Below are 19335 nucleotides of genomic sequence, written 5' to 3'. Positions count from 1 at the left end.
TAAAAAACTAGACAAAATCGTTCACTTAAAATCAGACGGATTGCCCGTGTTAATTACAATTTCCCCCCTTCTATAGTAAGATAATTTTATTATATATTATTTGCAGGAAAAAGTCTACTTTATCAGGCAGCATTGCCGTTAGGGTGGAAAAACTTTAAAAGCTGGGCATGGATGGTAATGGGCAGTCCGTCCAGTTGGTTTTTAACGGCTTGTATTGCCTGTGAGGACATGCGATAAATGCATCAAATTTATTTAAAATTTTTGAGGAGGAAAATTTATGATGCAGGACATAGAAAAAAGCCGTTTTCGCCTGAAACACCGCTTATTGGCGTCTTTTTTGACATTGATGATGCTATTTAGCTGTGTATTCACGAATATCCCTGTAATGGCAGCGGATGACCCCATTGGGACAAAAACCGTTGACCCTATTACAATGAGGGATTGGTCGAACGACTATATATCAAATGATACCACCCGAGTTGGACGTATTTGGACCGATAAATCGGTATCGGCTGAAGACGTCACATTAAACCCATCTGGAACGGAAGAAATTCCAGTGCGGCGCTCTGACAGCGATAACTTCCTGGTAGGGCTATCCGCAATCAGTTCCAACAAAAGTATTGTGGGACAATCCACAATTCCAGTAGATGTTATGCTGGTATTGGATGTTTCCAACAGTATGTCTTCAACTTCGATTGAACGAATGGTAAATGCTACGAATGACTCTATTAAAAATTTATTAGAGTTAAACGTTAACAACCGTGTTGGAGTTGCGTTGTATGCTTCTGGTAATGGCGTTTTGCTTGAACCAGACCACTATTCCACCACTGATAATACCAGTAATTTTTTGGAATACAGTAGCTGGCGTGATGAAATTGAAGTTACCAATGTAGTACGGGATAGTAATAACAATCGCGTTTCAAACTCCCAATCAGTAGGAGGAGGAACTTACATCCAAAGCGGTGTTTATGCTAGTCTGCAAGAATTTTTAAAACTGCCAGAAGATTCGCTGTCAGTAGAAGGTACAAAACGTATTCCAGTTATTGTACTGATGAGTGATGGTAACCCAACTTATGGAACAACAAATTATACTGCTGTAGGGAATAGTAACATGGGAAATGGTACTTCTAATTCCAGTACCAATGAAGTTGGCTTTGTTACTCAATTGACCAATGCATATACCCGTTCCCAGTTAGAACAGCGCTATAGCAGAGATGCTTTGTTCTACACCCTTGGCTTTAATGTTGGGTCAAGTAATATTGCGAAAGCTGTATTAGACCCGTCTCGCAATAATACCCAAGGAATGCAACAATATTGGCGAACATATCAAAGTACGCCTGTGGGACAAAGTATGAATTTAGGAAGAAGCAGAATCACTGTAGTTGATGGAATTGACAGCATAGAATATGTTGATCAATATTTCACTGCAAATAATGAAGACCAACTGCAAACAGCCTTTGAGTCAATTGTGGAGGAAATTATCATCCAATCCCGTTATTATCCTACGGATACCGATTCCAGTGGTTCTGAACTTTCCGGCTATATTACCTTTGAGGATGAAATTGGTGACTATATGCAGATTAAAAACCTAAACGGTCTATTTTATGGGGAACGTCTGTATACAGGGGCAATTTTCACCCGAAGCATTAAGGAATCCATCGACTATTGGGGCGATTTGGATTATCAGGATGACGCATATGTTTACCAATATGTGCAATCCGTCATGGAGCGTCTGTCAATCGACGAGGCTACAGCAGTAGCTTTGATTGAGAACGCTTATCAGTATGGGCAGATTTCCTATACCAACGATAATGAGTTCAGCAACTATGTGGCATGGTATGGTGCAGCGGATAAAAGCTATATCGCTCCATATAAACCAGGTCAGCCTGCACCGGATAGCGCGGTTTATCTAAACCATTCTTATGTCTATTCTGGCGAACCAGGTATATCAGGCGGTGGGGTATATGGAACTGACCTGATGTATGTTGGTCCCCGTGTACAAACCGAGATTGCTACCGGAAAGCAAACGATGATGTTGTCAATACCGGCAGCATTAATTCCCGTGTTGCGGTATACCGTTACTTTAGATACAGACGATTTGGAAACAGCAACTACTGCACAAACTGATGTAACAGTAGTGTTCCCAATGCGTTTCTTCTATGAAGTTGGCGTAAAAGATGGAATTACCAAAGACAATGTTAGTTCGGTAGTTTCAGAGGATTATCCATATCAAAACGGAAATGGGGAATATAGTTTTTATACCAATGCTTGGAACGACCTTACAGACCAGGACGATACTGCTGGGACCCATGTGAATTTTGATCCATCCCAGGAAAACGAATTTTATTATTATCCAAAGGATACCATGATTTATGAAAAAATAGGGGAAAACTACCGTCCAGTAACATCTGAACCGGTGCAAGGTGAAACCTATTACTATCAAACCCAGGTGTTCAGTACGGAAAATAATACGATCCAGCGTAACTGGAACGAAATTACTCCACAGGCATTAGCGAAAAAAGATTACAACGCCGAGAGTGGATGGCATATCCCAAAAGGGACATCCAAATATACGAATTCCTCCTACGTTACTCCAAAAGCAGATAACACAACTGGCACAGCGGTAAACTCCTTGGAACCTTCCCTGGTGGTAGGGCAGGACGGGCATATCAGTGTGCAGGTTGGTTTGGGTAACAACGGTAAAATTGTTGTATCCGCCAATGATGGCAGTTTGACCATCAGCAAAGCGGTTGCTGGCGATTATGCGGACCAGCAAAAAGACTTTACCTTTACGATAAACCTGAAAGATACAAATAACCTGCCGTTATCTGGTAGTTTTGCTTACATCGGCTCCAAAACTGGAACTATCTCGGATGGCGATACCATTACTCTGAAACACGGGGAATCCATTACCATTCAAAAGCTTCCGATTGGAACCAATTACACTGTAACCGAAACTACAGCAAATGGTTATATCGCGGACCAATTGGTAAAAACAGGGGTAGTAAGTGGTAAGGATGAAAATGGTGCGGTAGCTGCGTTTACCAACACCTATAGTTTTGACCAGCCAGGCAGCCTTTCTGGCAGCACCTATTTATCCGGTACAAAAACCCTTGGCCGTGACTGGCTGGATACCGACGAGTTTACATTTACCTTGGCAGCAGGGAACGATAGTACCCAGCAGGCCATTACAGATGGAAAAGTGGTTCTTCCAACTGCTACAACTATGGTAAATAAGGATAACCAGAATTACCGTTTTGGCGATATTACCTTTACTGCCCCCGGCGATTATTCCTTTAAAATTACCGAGGAAAAAGGCAATATTCCTGGTGTGGGTTATGACAGCCATACCGTAATAGTCAATGTAAGTGTAACCGATGGCAAAGATGGTACCTTGATTGTAGGGCAGCCAACCTATACAGGTAGCCGTAATTTTGTAAACACCTATACGCCGGATTCTGTTACCGTAACAGGGAATGCCGCAATTAGTGGTACAAAATCATTGACAGGCGCTACCTTAACCAAGAATCAGTTCACCTTTACTGTAACCCCGCAAGGCAATGCGCCAGCTCCAGCAAAATCTACTGCCACCAATGATGGGCAAGGCAACTTCAACTTTGGTGACATTACGTTTGCTACCGCTGGAACCTATTCCTATGAAATCAGGGAAGTAAATGCCGGTGCGGGTGGATTTACCTATGATGACACCGTTTACACCGTGACATTCCAGGTAGAGGATAACCCTGCAACCGGAAAACTGGAGGTAACATCCAAAACGATTTCCAGCAATCCTGCAGGAAAAACCGCAATCGCCTTCAACAATGGCTATGACGCTACGGATACCACTTATACCATTCGTGGTAAAAAATCCGTCACCGTAACCGATGGCAATTTCACTTTGCAAAATGGTCAGTTTAACTTTACCTTAACATCGGTTAATGGCGCACCAATGCCAGATGGCGTCGCTGGAAGCCAGACTGTTTCCAATGTTGGGGAAGACTTCACCTTTGGAACCATCAACTTCACAGCCCCAGGTACATACCAGTACCAGGTAAAGGAAAACAGTGAGAACCCAATCACAGGTATCTCCTATGACGGTTCCACCTATGATGTCAGCATTCAGGTAGACGACCAAAACGGTACACTGAATGTTACAAATGTTTCGATTACAAAGGATAGTGTCCCGGCGGAACTCCGGTTTACTAATACCTATACTCCAGAAGATATTACTTTGGGTGAAGATGGAAACGCCGCTTTGGGCGGAACCAAAACAGTAACCCCAACCCCAGGTAATACCTTTGAATTGAAAGACAACCAGTTCAACTTTACTTTGAGCCCCGTTAATGGTGCACCAATGCCAGATGGCGTGGTTGGTAGCCAAACGGTTTCCAATACAGGTAGCAGCTTTGCCTTCGGCAATATTACCTATACCCATACTGGGGAATACCGGTATACCATTACCGAGGTATCCGGCAATATCACTGGAATAGGGTATGATACAACTACTTACACCGCAATTGTTACCGTATCGGATAACAACGGCAAATTGACCGCTAGTGTTGCTTATGAAGGTGGCACATCCACCACAACAGCAGCGTTCAACAATACCTACCAGCCAACCACCGTTGTAATTGGGAACAATACCAACGCTGGCATCGCTGGCAACAAAACAGTAACTGGCGATTATACCTTAAAAGGGAATGACTTTACCTTTACCCTAGCGGCCGTTACCCAAAACGCGCCAATGCCAACCCCAACCAGCGTTACAAACACTGCCCAGGGTGGCTTCGCGTTTGGTGAAATGACCTATACCGCTCCAGGGGTTTACCAATATGAGGTAAAAGAGGATAGCGCAGTGGCCCCAATCAATGGTATGAGTTATGATAACACTGTTTATCTTGTAACCGTTACTGTAAAAGACAATGGCGGAACCCTTTCAGCAGATGTTTCTTATGCTATAAAAGATGGGGATGCGGTTGATGCGATGGTATTTAATAATACCTACCAGCCACAGTCTGTTACTTTGGGCGGGGACGCTGCTTTAGGCGGAACCAAAACCGTAACAGGTGATTACACCTTAAAAGCGGATGAATTCAGCTTTACCTTAACCCCAGTAGATGGCGCGCCAATGCCTCAGGGGATTACTGGCAGCCAAACCGTGAAAAACGATGCTTCCGGTAATTTCAAATTTGGGGATATCACATTCACCAAGGCAGGTACATACCAGTATACCATTACCGAAGTTTCCGGTAACATCCCTGGTATGAGCTATGATGGTGCTAACTATACCATTACTGTGACAGTAGGGGATCAAAATGGGCAATTGGTCATTGAAAGAACTGTGATTGCCAGCGATAAAACGCAGGGCCCAATCCATGTGGTTCAATTTACTAACACCTATGAACCAACCGCTGTTACCGTTTCTAATTTAGGCGGTACCAAACAGTTAACTGGACGTGCCCAAAAAGCAGGGGAGTTCACCTTTGAATTAACTAGCAAAGATAACGCTCCAATGCCAGAAAAAGCGACTGCCCAAAACAATGTGGATGGAAAATTCACCTTTGGCAGCATCCAGTTCACCCACCAAGGGGAATACCACTATACCATTACCGAAAAAGCTGGGACAGACTCCCATATCGGTTATGATACCTCTAGTTTTGATGTTACCATAAAGGTAACCGATGTAGATGGCAAATTGCAGGCAGAAGTAGTTTATCCAGATGGTGGGGTTGTATTTAACAACACTTATACACCTGATGAAGTTATCGTTGGACCGGATGGAACGGTTACCGCAATTGGCGGGACAAAAACAGTAACTGCGTTGGAAGCTGGCAACAGCTACACCATGAAGGGCGGGGAATTTGAATTCACCTTAACCCCAGTTACCAAAGACGCCCCAATGCCAAAAGAAACTACTGTTACCAACGATCAAGCAGGTAACTTTGCGTTTGGCAATATCATGTTTGATAAAGAAGGCGAGTATGAATATCAGATTGCCGAAACCAAAGGGGATAATACACTGTTTACCTATGACCAGACTGTTTATACGGTAACCGTTCAGGTAACCGATAACAACGGCCAACTGGAAGCAGTTGTTTCCTACGCTGGTGGAACATCCACAGATAAAGCTGTATTTGATAATAAATACGACCCTGAGGACGTTACTTTAGGTGAAGATGGAAACGCCACTTTAGGCGGGACAAAAACTGTTACCGCATCTGAAGGCAACAGCTATACCCTTAAAGAGGGAGAATTCAGCTTTATCCTGAAACCGGTGGATGGCGCTCCAATGCCAGAAGGCACTCAGGGCAGCCAGACCGTTGCCAATGATAAGGATGGCGACTTTACATTTGGTAAGATTACCTATACCCATGCTGGTGAGTATCAATACACCATCTCGGAAGAACCAGGTAGTATCTACCATATGACATACGATGCCACCGTTTACAACGTAACTGTAAAAGTAACCGACAACAACGGTAAACTGGAAGCTGCTGTCTCTTACGCAGGCGGTACTTCTACTGATAAAGCCGCTTTTGATAACAAATACGACCCTGAAGAGATTGTTGTTGGGCCGGATGGAACAGTTGCCGCGATTGGCGGAACCAAAACTGTTACTTCATCCGAAGGCAACAGCTATACCATGCAGGGCGGGGAATTTGAGTTCACCTTAACCCCGGTTACCAAAGATGCGCCAATGCCAGCATCCAATACTGCTGTAAATGGCGTGGATGGAAGCTTCGCGTTTGGCAATATTGCGTTTGATAAAGTAGGCGATTATGAATACCAGATTGCTGAAACCAAAGGCAGTCAAAAAGGGATTGCCTATGATGAAACAGTATACACCGTAACCATCAAAGTGACCGATACCGACCAGGATGGCAAGCTGGAAGCAGCTGTTTCCTATACCGGCGGGACATCCACAGACAAAGCCGCTTTTGACAATGGCTATGACCCTGAGGACGTTACCCTGGGCAAAGATGGAAACGCAGCTTTAGGTGGCTCTAAAGAACTGGCTGGACGTGATTTGAAAGCAGGGGAATTTGAGTTCACCCTGACGGCAAACGACAAAGCCCCAATGCCAGAAGGCGTTACCGGAACCCAGACTGTGAAAAATGATGGCGCGGGCAACTTTACCTTTGGCAACATCACCTATACAAAACCAGGCAACTACGAGTATACCATCTCGGAAAAACCAGGCAGTGTAGGCGGCGTTACCTATGATGATGAAGTTTACACCGTCATTGTTGAAGTAACCGATAACGGCGGCCAACTGGTGGCGAATGTCCAGTATATTGATGGCGAAAACAACCAGGCTGTATTCCATAACACCTATGCCGCTGCGAAAACCAGCGTTACCCTGGGTGCGATGAAAAACCTGGAAGGCCGTGAATTAAAAGCGGGAGAGTTCTCCTTTGAACTGAAACAGAACAATATTATGGTCGATACCAAAACCAATGCTGGAACCGGTGCGATCCAATTCGCTCCAATCGAATTTACAACCGCCGGAGTCTATACCTATACCATCGTGGAAACAACAGGCAGTTTAGGCGGAATTGCCTACGACCCTGCTGTTTATACCGTAACAGTAACTGTAACTGACGACCTGCAAGGCCATTTGAACGCAGTTGCTTCTTACCAGAAAGACGGTGTGGACGTAACCAGTATCCAGTTCAACAACAGCTATAAAGCTGCTCCAACGGATGTAGTGTTAAATGCGACCAAAGTTCTGGAAGGCCGTGGCCTGAACGCAGGGGAATTCACCTTCCTGCTCAAGGACAACAGCGGCGATGTCATCAGCCAGGTAACCAACCAAGCCAATGGCAACGTTGCGTTCGATTCCATCCATTACGACCAGGCAGGCACTTACTACTACACCATCGAAGAATTGCCAGGCAGCTTGGGCGGTGTTCGTTATGATAAAACGGTTTATGATGTAACCGTTACGGTTACAGATACCAAAGATGGCAAATTACAGCCTTCTGTAGCGTATACAAATCAGGGCGTTGCGGTTGTTGGCAACCCTGTGTTTACCAACCAGTATAAAGCCGACCCTGTTACCATTGGGGAAGCAACTAGCAACGCATTGCAGGGCAGCAAAGTCTTAACAGGCCGCGACCTGCAAAACGGAGAATTTACGTTTGAACTGGTAGCAGTTACCCAAAATGCTCCAATGCCAGCGTCCAACACCGCTGTAAACCGGCAGGATGGCAGCTTTGTATTTGGGGATATCACCTATCATGAAGCGGGCAGTTATGTTTATACCATCAAAGAGGTTGCTGGCGATAAAGGCGGTATCAGCTATGACGCTGCTTCCTTCACCGCAACTGTCACCGTAATCGATGATGGTTCCGGCCAGTTGAAAGCGGAAGTTGCTTACAGCGAACAGCCTGTATTCCACAACACCTATACTGCTGCTGCAAGCGATGGCATCACCATTGACGCGACAAAAGTATTAAACGGCCGTGATATGACTGCTGGTGAATTTGAATTTGTTTTAACAGGCCAGGACGGCAATACAATGACAGTAAACAATACCGCTGCTGCGAACGGCCAGCCGGGCAAAGTGACATTTGGCCCAATTACCTACGATAAGGCTGGTACCTACATCTATACCTTAACCGAAAAAGCAAACGGTTTAGGCGGCGTTACCTATGATAGCGCTTCCTACACTGTTACAGTAACAGTAACAGATGATAACCTTGGAAAACTCCATGCAGCAGTAGCGTACAGCAAGGATGGCCAGGAGGTTTCCACACCGCAGTTTACAAACACCTATTCTGCTGGTACAACCAATATGACTTTCCATGCCAATAAACTGTTAAACGGTCGTGACCTGAAAGATCAGGAGTTCAGCTTCTCCTTAAAAGGCGAGGACGGAACACTGATCCAGCAAGTGAAAAATAACCAGGCAGGCGCAGTAGAATTCAGCCCAATCACCTACGATAAAGCTGGTACCTACATCTATACTGTTACAGAAGATAACGGCAGTTTAGGCGGTGTTGCTTACGATACCGCAGTTTACACGGTAACCGTTACTGTAACCGATGACCTGCAAGGGCATTTAAGCGCAGCTGCTTCTTACCAGAAAGATGGCCAGAACACAACTGGTATCCAGTTCACCAATACCTATACCGCAAAACCTGTAACCATTGGCGGAACTACCAGCACGCTGTTGGATGGCTCCAAAACGTTGGATGGCCGTAACCTAAACGCAGGCGAGTTTGAATTCGCCCTGGCTCCAGTTACTGATAACGCTCCAATGCCATCCGAAGCTGTTGTGAAAAATGTTGCTGGCGGCATGTTCTCGTTTGGTGAAATCACCTATACAGAAGCCGGTACCTACACCTATACTGTTGTGGAAAACAACAACGATTTAGGTGGTGTAACCTACGATAATACCGTTTACACTGTAACCGTTACCGTAACGGATGATGGCAACGGCAACCTGATTGCAGCTGTTGCGTACAGTAAAGATAACCAGCCTGTTGAACATATGGTATTCCATAACCAGTATACCGCTGCTGGAACACAGGCGACTATCCATGCGAACAAAGCACTGGATGGCCGAGATATGAAAGCAGGGGAATTTACCTTCCTGTTAACAGACCAGAGCGGAAAAGTTGTTGGTAAAGCTATTAATACAGCAACTGGTACTGTTTTATTTGACCCAATCAGCTATAACACAGCTGGAACCTATACCTATACTTTGACAGAACAGGATAACGGCTTGGGCGGTATTACTTACGATACTTCCGTTTACACCGTAACTGTCACGGTAACCGATGATGGCAATGGCCAGCTACATGCTGCGGTTTCTTACGCAAAAGACGGCAAGGCAGTTGATCAAGTACAATTCAACAACCTGTATACCACCGACAGTGTTACCGCATCCATCAGTGCGGATAAAGTGCTAAGCGGGCGCGACATGCAAACAGGGGAATTCTCCTTCCTGTTAAAGGATGAGGATGGCAATATTATCGGCAAAGCAACCAATGCGGCGGATGGTTTCATCCAGTTTAATGGGATTGAATATACCCAACCAGGTACCTATTTCTATACGCTTTCTGAACAATTCGGAAATGCGGAAGGAATGTCTTATGATGCTACGGTTTATACCGTAGTAGTAATTGTAACAGATGATGGAGAAGGGCACTTAGTTGCAACGATAAAATATTTAGGTGGTTCTAAACCAGTATTCTATAATACTTATACAGAACCTGTTGCTCCTCCAGAACCTGTTCCTCCAGTTGTAAACCCTGACGAGCCTCCAAAAACAGGCGACGATGGTTTATCAATCTGGCTTATGCTTCTAGCTCTTTCCACCTTAGGGCTTGCAGCATTTATGAAAAAATCACGTAAAAAACGTGGTTCCCATAACGGTTAACCCATTTTTTCCGTTATGTTAAGGAAACCGGCCTATCTAGGCCGGTTTTTTTATTTGTTGAAACGTGAAAAATCGTCCAGTTCTATCATAGGTGGATAAAAAATATCGTTTACAAAGGGGACAGGGAAAATTAATATTGGTGATGTTGTTATCCATCTACTAGCGGCTAGCATATGCCATTTCAAGGTGAAACCGAAAACAGGTATATTGTCCGTTTATGGATGGTTTTCTATTATATTTTTTCCTCCAGTAAAAACACTAACTTAATCATCATATAATGTTTTGCTTTGAAAAGCAGACGATGAAAGCAACAAAAAGAGGATTCCTGATTGTTGTGGAACCATTTTATTTTTAGAGGAAGAGCTGAAATACCGCGATTTCCGGCACAACGCCAAACCTTGCGGAAATATGGGTGGTGCCAATACCAGTATTTACATACAGGTTAAAGTTGGAAGTGTTCCCGATGGAATACATCCCTTCGCTGTATTTAGAAGATAGGGAAGTGTTGGATAAAGCAAATTCCTTTAGGGCAGGAAAAAACGGAATGTTGATTTGTCCTCCATGGCTATGTCCGCTAAAAGCAAAATCATAGTTGGAACTCAGGTAGTTTTCAGCGGTATCCGGCATGGGTCAATAGGATATGATAATCAAAATGACGGCTTTCCTTTGTACTTGGTAAGGAAGGATTTCCGAGCAAAGAATCGTCCAGCCCTGTAAACAAAATTGTTTTTCCGTTATTTAGAGTCACAGAATAGTCCTGGTTTTTCAATAACTGAAATCCAGCGGATTCCATAAGATACTGATACTCATTTTCCGCCCCTCCACCGTAATCTCGATTTCCCCAAATGGCAATTTTAGCATAATTTGCTTGGATTCTTTGTAACTCCGCAACAATGTTTTCGTCATCGTTGTATTGTGCATAATTGTCATATAAGTCCCCTGTGAACAGAACAATATCAGGGGTTTGCCCGTTTATCTTGTCCACTACTTTTTTCAGGTTTTGATCGGTAAAATCCTGTTTGATATGTAAATCGGATATCTGCACCATTTTGTAGCCAGTAGTACCCTCCTGTTGCTGGTTGATATTATATGGATGGACTTTAAGTCGGTATGGTTCTATCTGGAATGCGTAAAAGATACATCCGGCTATAGCAACGATGAAAATAAGGAATAATAGGGCAATGTTACGCAATACTTTCATTAAGATAACATCTCCTTTGTCTTGGTTTTGATAACACTATAAAGGGGAAATATGACGTTTATATGATAAAATAGAAAATAGTATGTAATTTTCAATAGGAATCTATAGGGTCCTGCGCAAAAATTTTTGACCGATGTAAACTAAAAAAGTTACGAAACAAATATTTTTTGATGTATTGCAGTTTCGGACTTACAAATCGTATTGGAGCGTCACGATATAGCGCCATCCTATATAAAAAAGGTAACTTTGTGGTGTTTTCCAATATTTTGGTACAATCAGGGGGATTTTGCTTGATTCAAAGGGAAAAAAATGTTATAATATACCCTGTATTATTTTCGAGAGGTGTCGGTTTGGAACAGAAACAAGCTGTTTTTATAACAGAACAAGAAAAACAACAGCAGCAGGAATATGCGCTGAAATGTAAAGAAATCCTATCCCAGCGGTATTTGCAGCAGCCTTTGTGCCATGTGCACACCTATGGCTGCCAGGCAAATGTGGCAGATGGGGAACGGATTAAAGGGATGCTGGTGGAAATGGGCTACGGCTTGACGGATACCCCGGAACATGCCAGCCTAATATTATACAACACCTGCGCTATCCGCGAAAATGCGGAGAACCATGTGTTTGGAAACGTAGGGCAGCTTTCCCATTTAAAAAAGGAACATCCTGATTTAATCATTGGGCTGTGTGGCTGTATGGTACAGCAGGAACATATCACCGAAAAAATCAAGCATAGCTACCCTTATGTGGATATGGTGTTCGGTACCCATGTGCTTCACCGCCTGCCGGAATTTGTTTACCGTGCGCTGCAAAAGCAAAAGCGTATTTTTGAGATTCCGGAGAGTGAAGGCGTTATTGCGGAAGACCTTCCGGTGGTGCGGGACAGCCAGTTTAAGGCTTCGGTGCAGATTATGTATGGCTGTAATAATTTTTGCACCTACTGTATCGTTCCCTATGTAAAAGGAAGGGAACGCAGCAGAAAACCGGCGGACATCCTCCAAGAGGTGGAAGGGCTGGTACAGCAGGGGTACAAAGAGATTATGCTCCTGGGACAGAATGTCAACTCCTATGGCAAAAATCTGGAAGACGGTATCCGCTTTTCCCAGTTGCTTCGCCAGATCAATGATATACCAGGAGATTTTCAAATCCGGTTTATGACCTCCCACCCAAAAGACGCTACCAGGGAATTGATTGACACCATAGCAGAATGCGATAAAATCTGTAAACATCTGCATTTACCGGTGCAATGTGGGAACAATAGGGTATTAAAAGCGATGAATCGCAGCTATACCCGGGAACATTATCTGTCTTTGATTGACTACGCAAAACACAAAATCCCAAACCTTTCGTTAACCAGCGATATTATTGTAGGGTTCCCAGGGGAAACCTATGAGGAGTTCCAGGATACCCTTTCCTTGATTCGGGAAGTGCGGTATGATTCTCTGTTTACCTTTATTTATTCCCCACGAAATGGAACCAAAGCGGCAGCTATGCCTGATCCAATTCCAGCAAAGGAGAAATCCCGCTGGTTCCAAGAACTGTTACAGGCGCAGGCAGAAATTGCTGTGGAAAACCTAAAACGGTACGAGGGGCAAACCATGCGTGTGCTGGTGGATGGCTTTGGCAAACAGGAAGGAACCCTTTCTGGTAGGAACCAACATAATATGGTAGTCAACTTTACCGGCAGCCCAGAGCTGATTGGCGAATTTGTAAACGTTCGGATTACCGAGGCCAGAAAATTGGCGTTGGTTGGCGATATAATTTAGAATTTATAAGGAGAATACAAGATGGAACCATTAAAATTAGCAAGAGAATTAGGGAAAGCAATTCAGGAGTGTCCAGAATACCAGGCACTGCACAACGCCAAAGTGGCAAACGACAACGATGCAGAATTAAATGATTTGATTGGCCAGTTCAACCTGAAACGGATGGAAGTGGAAAATCTGATGAATAATAAAGACGCTGACCAGGCGGAAACTCAACAGAAAAACGAACAGCTCCGCGACCTGTATGAAAAAATCATGGCAAACCAAAACATGCAGACCTTTAATCGTGCCAGTGACGCCATGAATAAACTGATGAACTACATCAACAATATTCTGGTTGCTTCTGTAAACGGCGACGACCCAGAAACCTGTGACATCGAGCCTCAGGGATGTTCTGGAAGCTGCTCTAGCTGTGGTGGCTGCCACTAATTTGTAACATCGAGATTTTGACACCCAAGGGAGGAACATGATGGATAAACTTTCACCAATGATGCGGCAGTATCAGCAAATCAAACAACAGCATAAGGATCATCTGCTGTTTTTCCGCCTGGGGGATTTTTATGAGATGTTCTTTGAGGATGCTCTGATTGCGTCAAAGGAATTGGAGTTAACCTTAACAGGAAGAGATTGTGGTTTAAAGGAACGTGCGCCAATGTGCGGCGTTCCTTTTCATAGTGTGGATACTTATATCAAACGGCTGGTGGAAAAAGGTTACAAAGTGGCCATCTGTGAGCAGATGGAAAACCCTGCCCTTGCCAAAGGGATTGTCACCCGTGAAGTGATCCGTGTCATTACCCCGGGTACTATCTCAGAAAGTAACATGTTGGAGGATGGCAAAAACAACTATATTTGCAGCATCCTGGTACAAGGCAAAAACTTCGGTATCAGTTTTGCGGATGTGTCCACCGGGACGGTGTTTACTTCCGAATTCCGCTCTTCCAATTTAATGGTGGATATCGTCAATGAGCTGCAACGGTTTTCCCCTTCCGAGATTCTCTTTAACCAGGAGTTTGTCAACCTTACGGATGTAGCAAAATACCTGAAAAACCATATGAAATGCACCGGGGAACTGATGGAGGATGAAAAATACCAATCGGCTGTGGTGCGGCAGCAGGTGGAAGAACAGTTTGGAAAATCCCTGGATGACCTGGGCTTGAGCCAGTTCCCGTTGGCAACCGGATGCCTTGGGGTCTTAATTGGCTACCTGATAGAAACCCAGAAAGACGGGGTAAAACGTTTGATTGACCTCCAGCTTTATAGTGAGCACCAGTATATGGGGGTTGATCTTGCTGCCCGTAAAAACCTGGAGTTGACCGAAACCCTCCGCAGCGGGGAAAAACGTGGCAGCCTGCTCTGGGTGTTGGACCACACCAAAACCTCTATGGGAAAACGCTTGATGCGGAAATTTGTGGAGCAGCCGCTGATTAACCCAGTGCAGATTCTAAAACGCCAGGATGCGGTGGAGGAGCTTTGTAAAGACTTAATCAAGCGGGACCGGCTGATGGAGCTGCTCTCCAATATTTACGACCTGGAACGGCTGATGACCAAGGTGATTTACGGCTCGGTGTCCCCAAGGGAACTGAAAGCCCTCTCGTTCACTGCCCAAAGCCTGCCCGAAGTAAAACAGGAACTTTCCACCTACCAGTCCTCCCTGTTGTGCGATTTGAACCAACGGATTTCCAACATGGAGGAGATCCACAATTTAATCGAGAACGCCATTATTGATGAACCTCCAATCACTATGAAGGAAGGCGGCGTAATCAAACCAGGGTTCCATCAAGAGCTGGACGAGTTGCGGGAAATCCGGGACAACGGCAAGGATTACATCCTGCAAATGGAGGAAAAAGAGCGGGAACGCACCGGCATCAAAAAGCTGAAAATCAACTACAACCGGGTGTTCGGCTATTATATTGAGGTGACAAAATCCAATCTGGCGGACGTGCCGGAAGATTATATCCGCAAACAGACCCTTGCCAACTGTGAGCGGTTTATCACCCAGGAGCTAAAAGAGTACGAACAGAAAGTCCTGGTGGCAAATGAGCGGATTATCGTCATTGAGCAGGAAATCTTTGAGGAACTGCGAAAATTTGTTGCGGAACAACTAGTTACAGTACAGCAAACCGCTGAAGCAGTTGCCACGGTGGATGTACTTTGTTCCCTGGCGGAAGTAGCGGATCAATACCATTATACCCGTCCGGAAATTGTCACCACAGGGCAGATTGTTATCCAGGATGGCAGGCATCCGGTGGTAGAAACCGTGTTGGATGTTCCGTTTGTACCCAATGACACCTTACTGGATACCAGCGACAACAAGCTGGCTGTGATTACCGGCCCGAACATGGCGGGAAAATCCACCTATATGCGGCAGGTGGCGCTGATTGTGCTCATGGCGCAGATGGGAAGTTTTGTCCCTGCCAGTTACGCGAAAATTTCCATTGTGGATAAGATCTTTACCCGTGTTGGGGCGTCGGATGACCTTTCCGCTGGACAATCCACTTTTATGGTGGAGATGAGCGAGGTTGCCCATATCCTTAAACATGCCACTAAAAACAGTCTGGTCATCCTGGACGAAATCGGACGGGGGACTTCCACCTTTGACGGGATGAGCATCGCTAAATCGGTGGTAGAATACATCATGAAATCCAAACAGCTTGGTTGCAAGACCCTGTTCGCCACCCATTACCATGAACTCACCAGTATGGAACACGAAATCCATGGGATTGTCAACTACAATATTGCGGTGAAAAAACACGGGGATGACATTACCTTTTTGCGCAAGATTGTACGGGGTGGAGCGGATGACAGCTATGGCATCGCAGTGGCAAAACTGGCGGGGATTCCTGCGCCGGTGGTAAAACGGGCCAATGAGATTTTAAAGGAACTGGAATCCGGTTCGTTGGCAACGGTACAGACCAATTCTCTGGCGGATCAAATCGAACAGGCACCGTTGCAAATTGCCTTGGGCGCCCCTCTAGTAGAAACAGTAGAACAGCCAGAACACCCTGTTTTGGAGTTGCTTCGCCAGATTGACCCGGACGAGCTGACACCAAAAAAAGCCATGGATTATTTATATGAACTCAAACAACTGCTAAAATCATAGGGAACGGAGGTGCCCTTGTGCCAAAAATCAACCTGTTAGACAAAAATGTATCCGAACTGATTGCCGCCGGCGAGGTAATTGAGCGTCCCGCTTCGATTGTAAAGGAATTACTGGAAAACGCCGTGGACTCAGGGGCAACCAATGTTACCATTGAAATCCGGCGGGGCGGTAAATCCCTCATCCGTGTGACGGATAATGGCTGCGGCATCGCCGCCGAGGATGTACCGAAGGCATTTTTGCGCCACGCTACTAGCAAAATTTCTGATCAGGATGATTTAGATCGCATCGGAACCCTGGGGTTCCGTGGGGAGGCACTAGCCTCTATTTGTGCTGTGGCTAAGGTGGAACTGTTGACCAAACCGGCGGAACAGGAATATGGAACCCGCTATCTGATCCAGGGTGGGGAAGAAGTTTCGTTGGAACCCTACGGCTGTTCAGCAGGAACTACCATTCTGGTGCGAGATGTGTTCTACAATGTGCCTGCTCGTTTGAAGTTCCTGAAAAAAGATGTAACCGAGGCAAATTCCATCCAGTCCATTGTGGATAAAATCGCCTTGAGCCATCCGGAGGTTTCGTTCCAGATGCTAAGGGAGGGGAAACAGGTGCTACATACCCCTGGAAATGGGGATTTATTCGCAGTGATTTACGCTGTGTTTGGTAGGGAATTTGCTACCTCTTTGATGAAGGTGGACAGTAATCATAAGGTGAAGGTAACCGGATTTACTAGCATCCCTACCCATACCCGCTCCAATCGGAGTATGCAGCATTTTTTCATCAACGGGCGCTACGTTAAATCCAAAACCTGTATTGCCGCTCTAGAAGAGGCCTATAAAGGCAGTATCATGGTGGGGAAATTCCCTGCCTGCGTGTTGGAGCTTTCCCTCCCATTAGATAGTGTGGATGTCAATGTGCATCCAGCGAAAATCGAGGTGCGTTTTTCGGACGAACAGGCGGTATTTGAAGCGGTGTATTTTGCGGTAAAACAGGCAATCGCTAAGGATAACCAGTTGACGCAGCAACCGGAGCAGCCACAGGTAAAGCCACATATTGAGCGGGTGGTATTCCATCCACGGCAGCAAGAACAGACTACACTTCCGAAAAAGGCAATATTCCAGCAAAGTAAGCCCGACTACCATTCTGAACCAGAACCGTCCATTAACCAAGAGAACTACCAGTTTTTAAGCCGGAGTTCCTTCCAAAAAAAACAACCAGAACAACAACCAGTTTCCCGCTTAGAGGACAGGATTATTTTGGAAGAACCTTTACCAGAGGAGCCAAAACCGGAATCTGTTCCAACATCAGAGCCACTTCTCCAACAGCAGGAAACCGTGGTGATGGAATCCCAACAACCTCCGGAAATCCGCCTGATTGGGGAACTGTTCCAGACTTATATTCTGGCAGAAATTGACGGAATGTTTGTGGCAGTGGATAAACACGCCGCCCATGAACGCATTTTATACGAGGAGCTAAAGGCTCAGAACGACCATCCCATGGAACGGCAACTGTTGCTTTCTCCCATCCGTTTGACCCTGTCCAGAGAAGAATACGGCTGTGTGTTGGACCACCTGGAACAAATTCAGCACATGGGATTTTTGGCAGAAAATTTTGGGGATAGCTCCATTTTAATCCGGGAAATTCCTTTGGTGTTGGATCAGCACAACTGTCAAGAGGTGTTTGAAGATTTAATTAACAACATCTGCCAGAATAAAAAGGATATTACACCAAAGGTGCTGGATGATTTGTATCATTCTATGGCATGCAAAGCAGCCATCAAAGCCAATGACCACAACACCCCGGAAGAACTCTATCAGTTGTTGCAACGGGTGTGGACGGATGAATCGATTCGGTATTGCCCTCATGGCAGGCCAGTCATCCTTACGTTTACAAAAGAAAGGTTTGAAAAACAGTTTGGAAGAACATAATAAAATTCCGTTAATCGTTGTAGTAGGGCCTACTGCGTCCGGAAAAACCGATTTAAGCATCCAAATCGCCAAGCGATTCCAAGGGGAAATCGTTTCGGCGGATTCCATGCAGATTTACAAAGGAATGGATATCGCCACCGCAAAGCCCACCAAAGAGGAACAGCAGGGGATTCCCCATCATCTGATGGATTTCCTTGACCCTCGCCAGCCATTCAGCGTGTCCGATTATGTACAGTTGGCAAACCAGGCGATTGATGGTATCCTTGCCCGTGGGAACCAGCCCGTCTTGGTGGGGGGAACCGGACTGTATGTGGATTCTCTGGTGGAAAATATCACCTTTACCGAAACGGAAACCGACCAGCAGTATCGAAAACAACTGCAACAGCTGGCGGAAGAACAGGGCGGGGAATATCTGCTGCGCCAATTGGAACAGATTGACCCAGAATATGCGAAAACCCTCCATCCCAACAACTGCAACCGAATTATCCGTGGACTGGAGATTTACCATACCACTGGTGTTCCTATGACCCAACACCTGCAAAACAGCAGACTACACCCTTCCCGTTTTCATCCGTGTTACATTGGGCTGAACTACCAGGACCGCCAGCATTTGTATGACAGGATTAACCTGCGGGTAGATTTGATGATGGAACAAGGACTGCTGCAGGAAGCAAAGGCTGTTTACGATACGCCGGGGCTGAAAACTGCTTACCAGGCCATTGGCTACAAAGAGCTGAGCCGTTATTTTTCCGGTGAGGAAAGCCTGGAACAGGCGCTGGAAACCATCAAGCAGCAAACCCGCCGCTATGCCAAACGCCAACTGACATGGTTCCGCAGAAATCCCAATATTCATTGGATTTTCCCCGATTCTGTGGAAACTATCCAAACAATTTATGAACAAAGCTTTGAAATCATAGAAAAATCCTTGTATTTGTGATAAAATTAAAACAATCAATCAA

At 45.3% G+C, this 19335-nt stretch carries 8 protein-coding genes; 6 read left to right on the top strand and 2 right to left on the bottom strand.

Annotation, left to right across the window (positions count from 1 at the left end; all coding sequences use genetic code 11):
* Positions 1-277: 277 nt before the first annotated feature.
* Entirely contained in the window at positions 278-10387 is a 10110-nt protein-coding gene (locus BQ2683_RS13265; protein ID WP_069988961.1) for a Spy0128 family protein, read from the top strand.
* A 351-nt stretch (positions 10388-10738) separates the two neighbouring features.
* Here the strand turns inward: BQ2683_RS13265 and BQ2683_RS13660 are convergent, their stop codons facing one another.
* Together BQ2683_RS13660 and BQ2683_RS10320 are read right to left on the bottom strand one after the other, a co-directional pair.
* Positions 10739-11014 carry a metallophosphoesterase family protein gene (locus tag BQ2683_RS13660; protein WP_235843914.1) on the bottom strand — a complete coding sequence of 92 codons (276 nt, stop codon included), beginning with the start codon at positions 11012-11014 and terminating at the stop codon, positions 10739-10741.
* Complete coding sequence (locus tag BQ2683_RS10320) at positions 10998-11588, bottom strand: metallophosphoesterase (protein ID WP_235843913.1); 591 nt, start codon at positions 11586-11588, stop codon at positions 10998-11000. Before BQ2683_RS10320 ends, BQ2683_RS13660 begins: the two co-directional genes overlap by 17 nt.
* Positions 11589-11938: 350 nt before the next feature.
* On the opposite strand from BQ2683_RS10320, the gene miaB reads away from it, so the two are divergent.
* From miaB to miaA, 5 genes are read left to right on the top strand one after another with little or no spacing between them, the layout of a single operon-like run.
* Positions 11939-13354: a tRNA (N6-isopentenyl adenosine(37)-C2)-methylthiotransferase MiaB gene (gene miaB / locus BQ2683_RS10315; RefSeq protein ID WP_235843912.1), complete on the top strand. Its 1416-nt coding sequence runs from the start codon at positions 11939-11941 to the stop codon at positions 13352-13354.
* A 21-nt stretch (positions 13355-13375) separates the two neighbouring features.
* A complete protein-coding gene (locus BQ2683_RS10310; RefSeq protein ID WP_069988960.1) occupies positions 13376-13783 on the top strand; it encodes a YlbF/YmcA family competence regulator in 408 nt (135 codons plus the stop codon).
* 40 nt (positions 13784-13823) lie between these two features.
* Positions 13824-16454 carry a DNA mismatch repair protein MutS gene (mutS, locus tag BQ2683_RS10305; protein ID WP_069988959.1) on the top strand — a complete coding sequence of 877 codons (2631 nt, stop codon included), beginning with the start codon at positions 13824-13826 and terminating at the stop codon, positions 16452-16454.
* A gap of 17 nt (positions 16455-16471) precedes the next feature.
* A complete protein-coding gene (gene mutL / locus BQ2683_RS10300; protein WP_069988958.1) occupies positions 16472-18376 on the top strand; it encodes a DNA mismatch repair endonuclease MutL in 1905 nt (634 codons plus the stop codon).
* On the top strand, positions 18288-19313 hold the full coding sequence (miaA, locus tag BQ2683_RS10295) for a tRNA (adenosine(37)-N6)-dimethylallyltransferase MiaA (RefSeq protein WP_235843911.1): 1026 nt from the start codon (positions 18288-18290) through the stop codon (positions 19311-19313). Before mutL ends, miaA begins: the two co-directional genes overlap by 89 nt.
* Positions 19314-19335 lie beyond the last annotated feature (22 nt).

The sequence above is a fragment of the Massilioclostridium coli genome (assembly GCF_900095865.1).
Classification (GTDB): Bacteria; Bacillota; Clostridia; order Oscillospirales; family Ruminococcaceae; genus Massilioclostridium; species Massilioclostridium facile.
The sequence above is the reverse complement of the archived record's forward strand: the minus strand, read 5'-3'. Positions and strand labels throughout refer to the sequence as shown.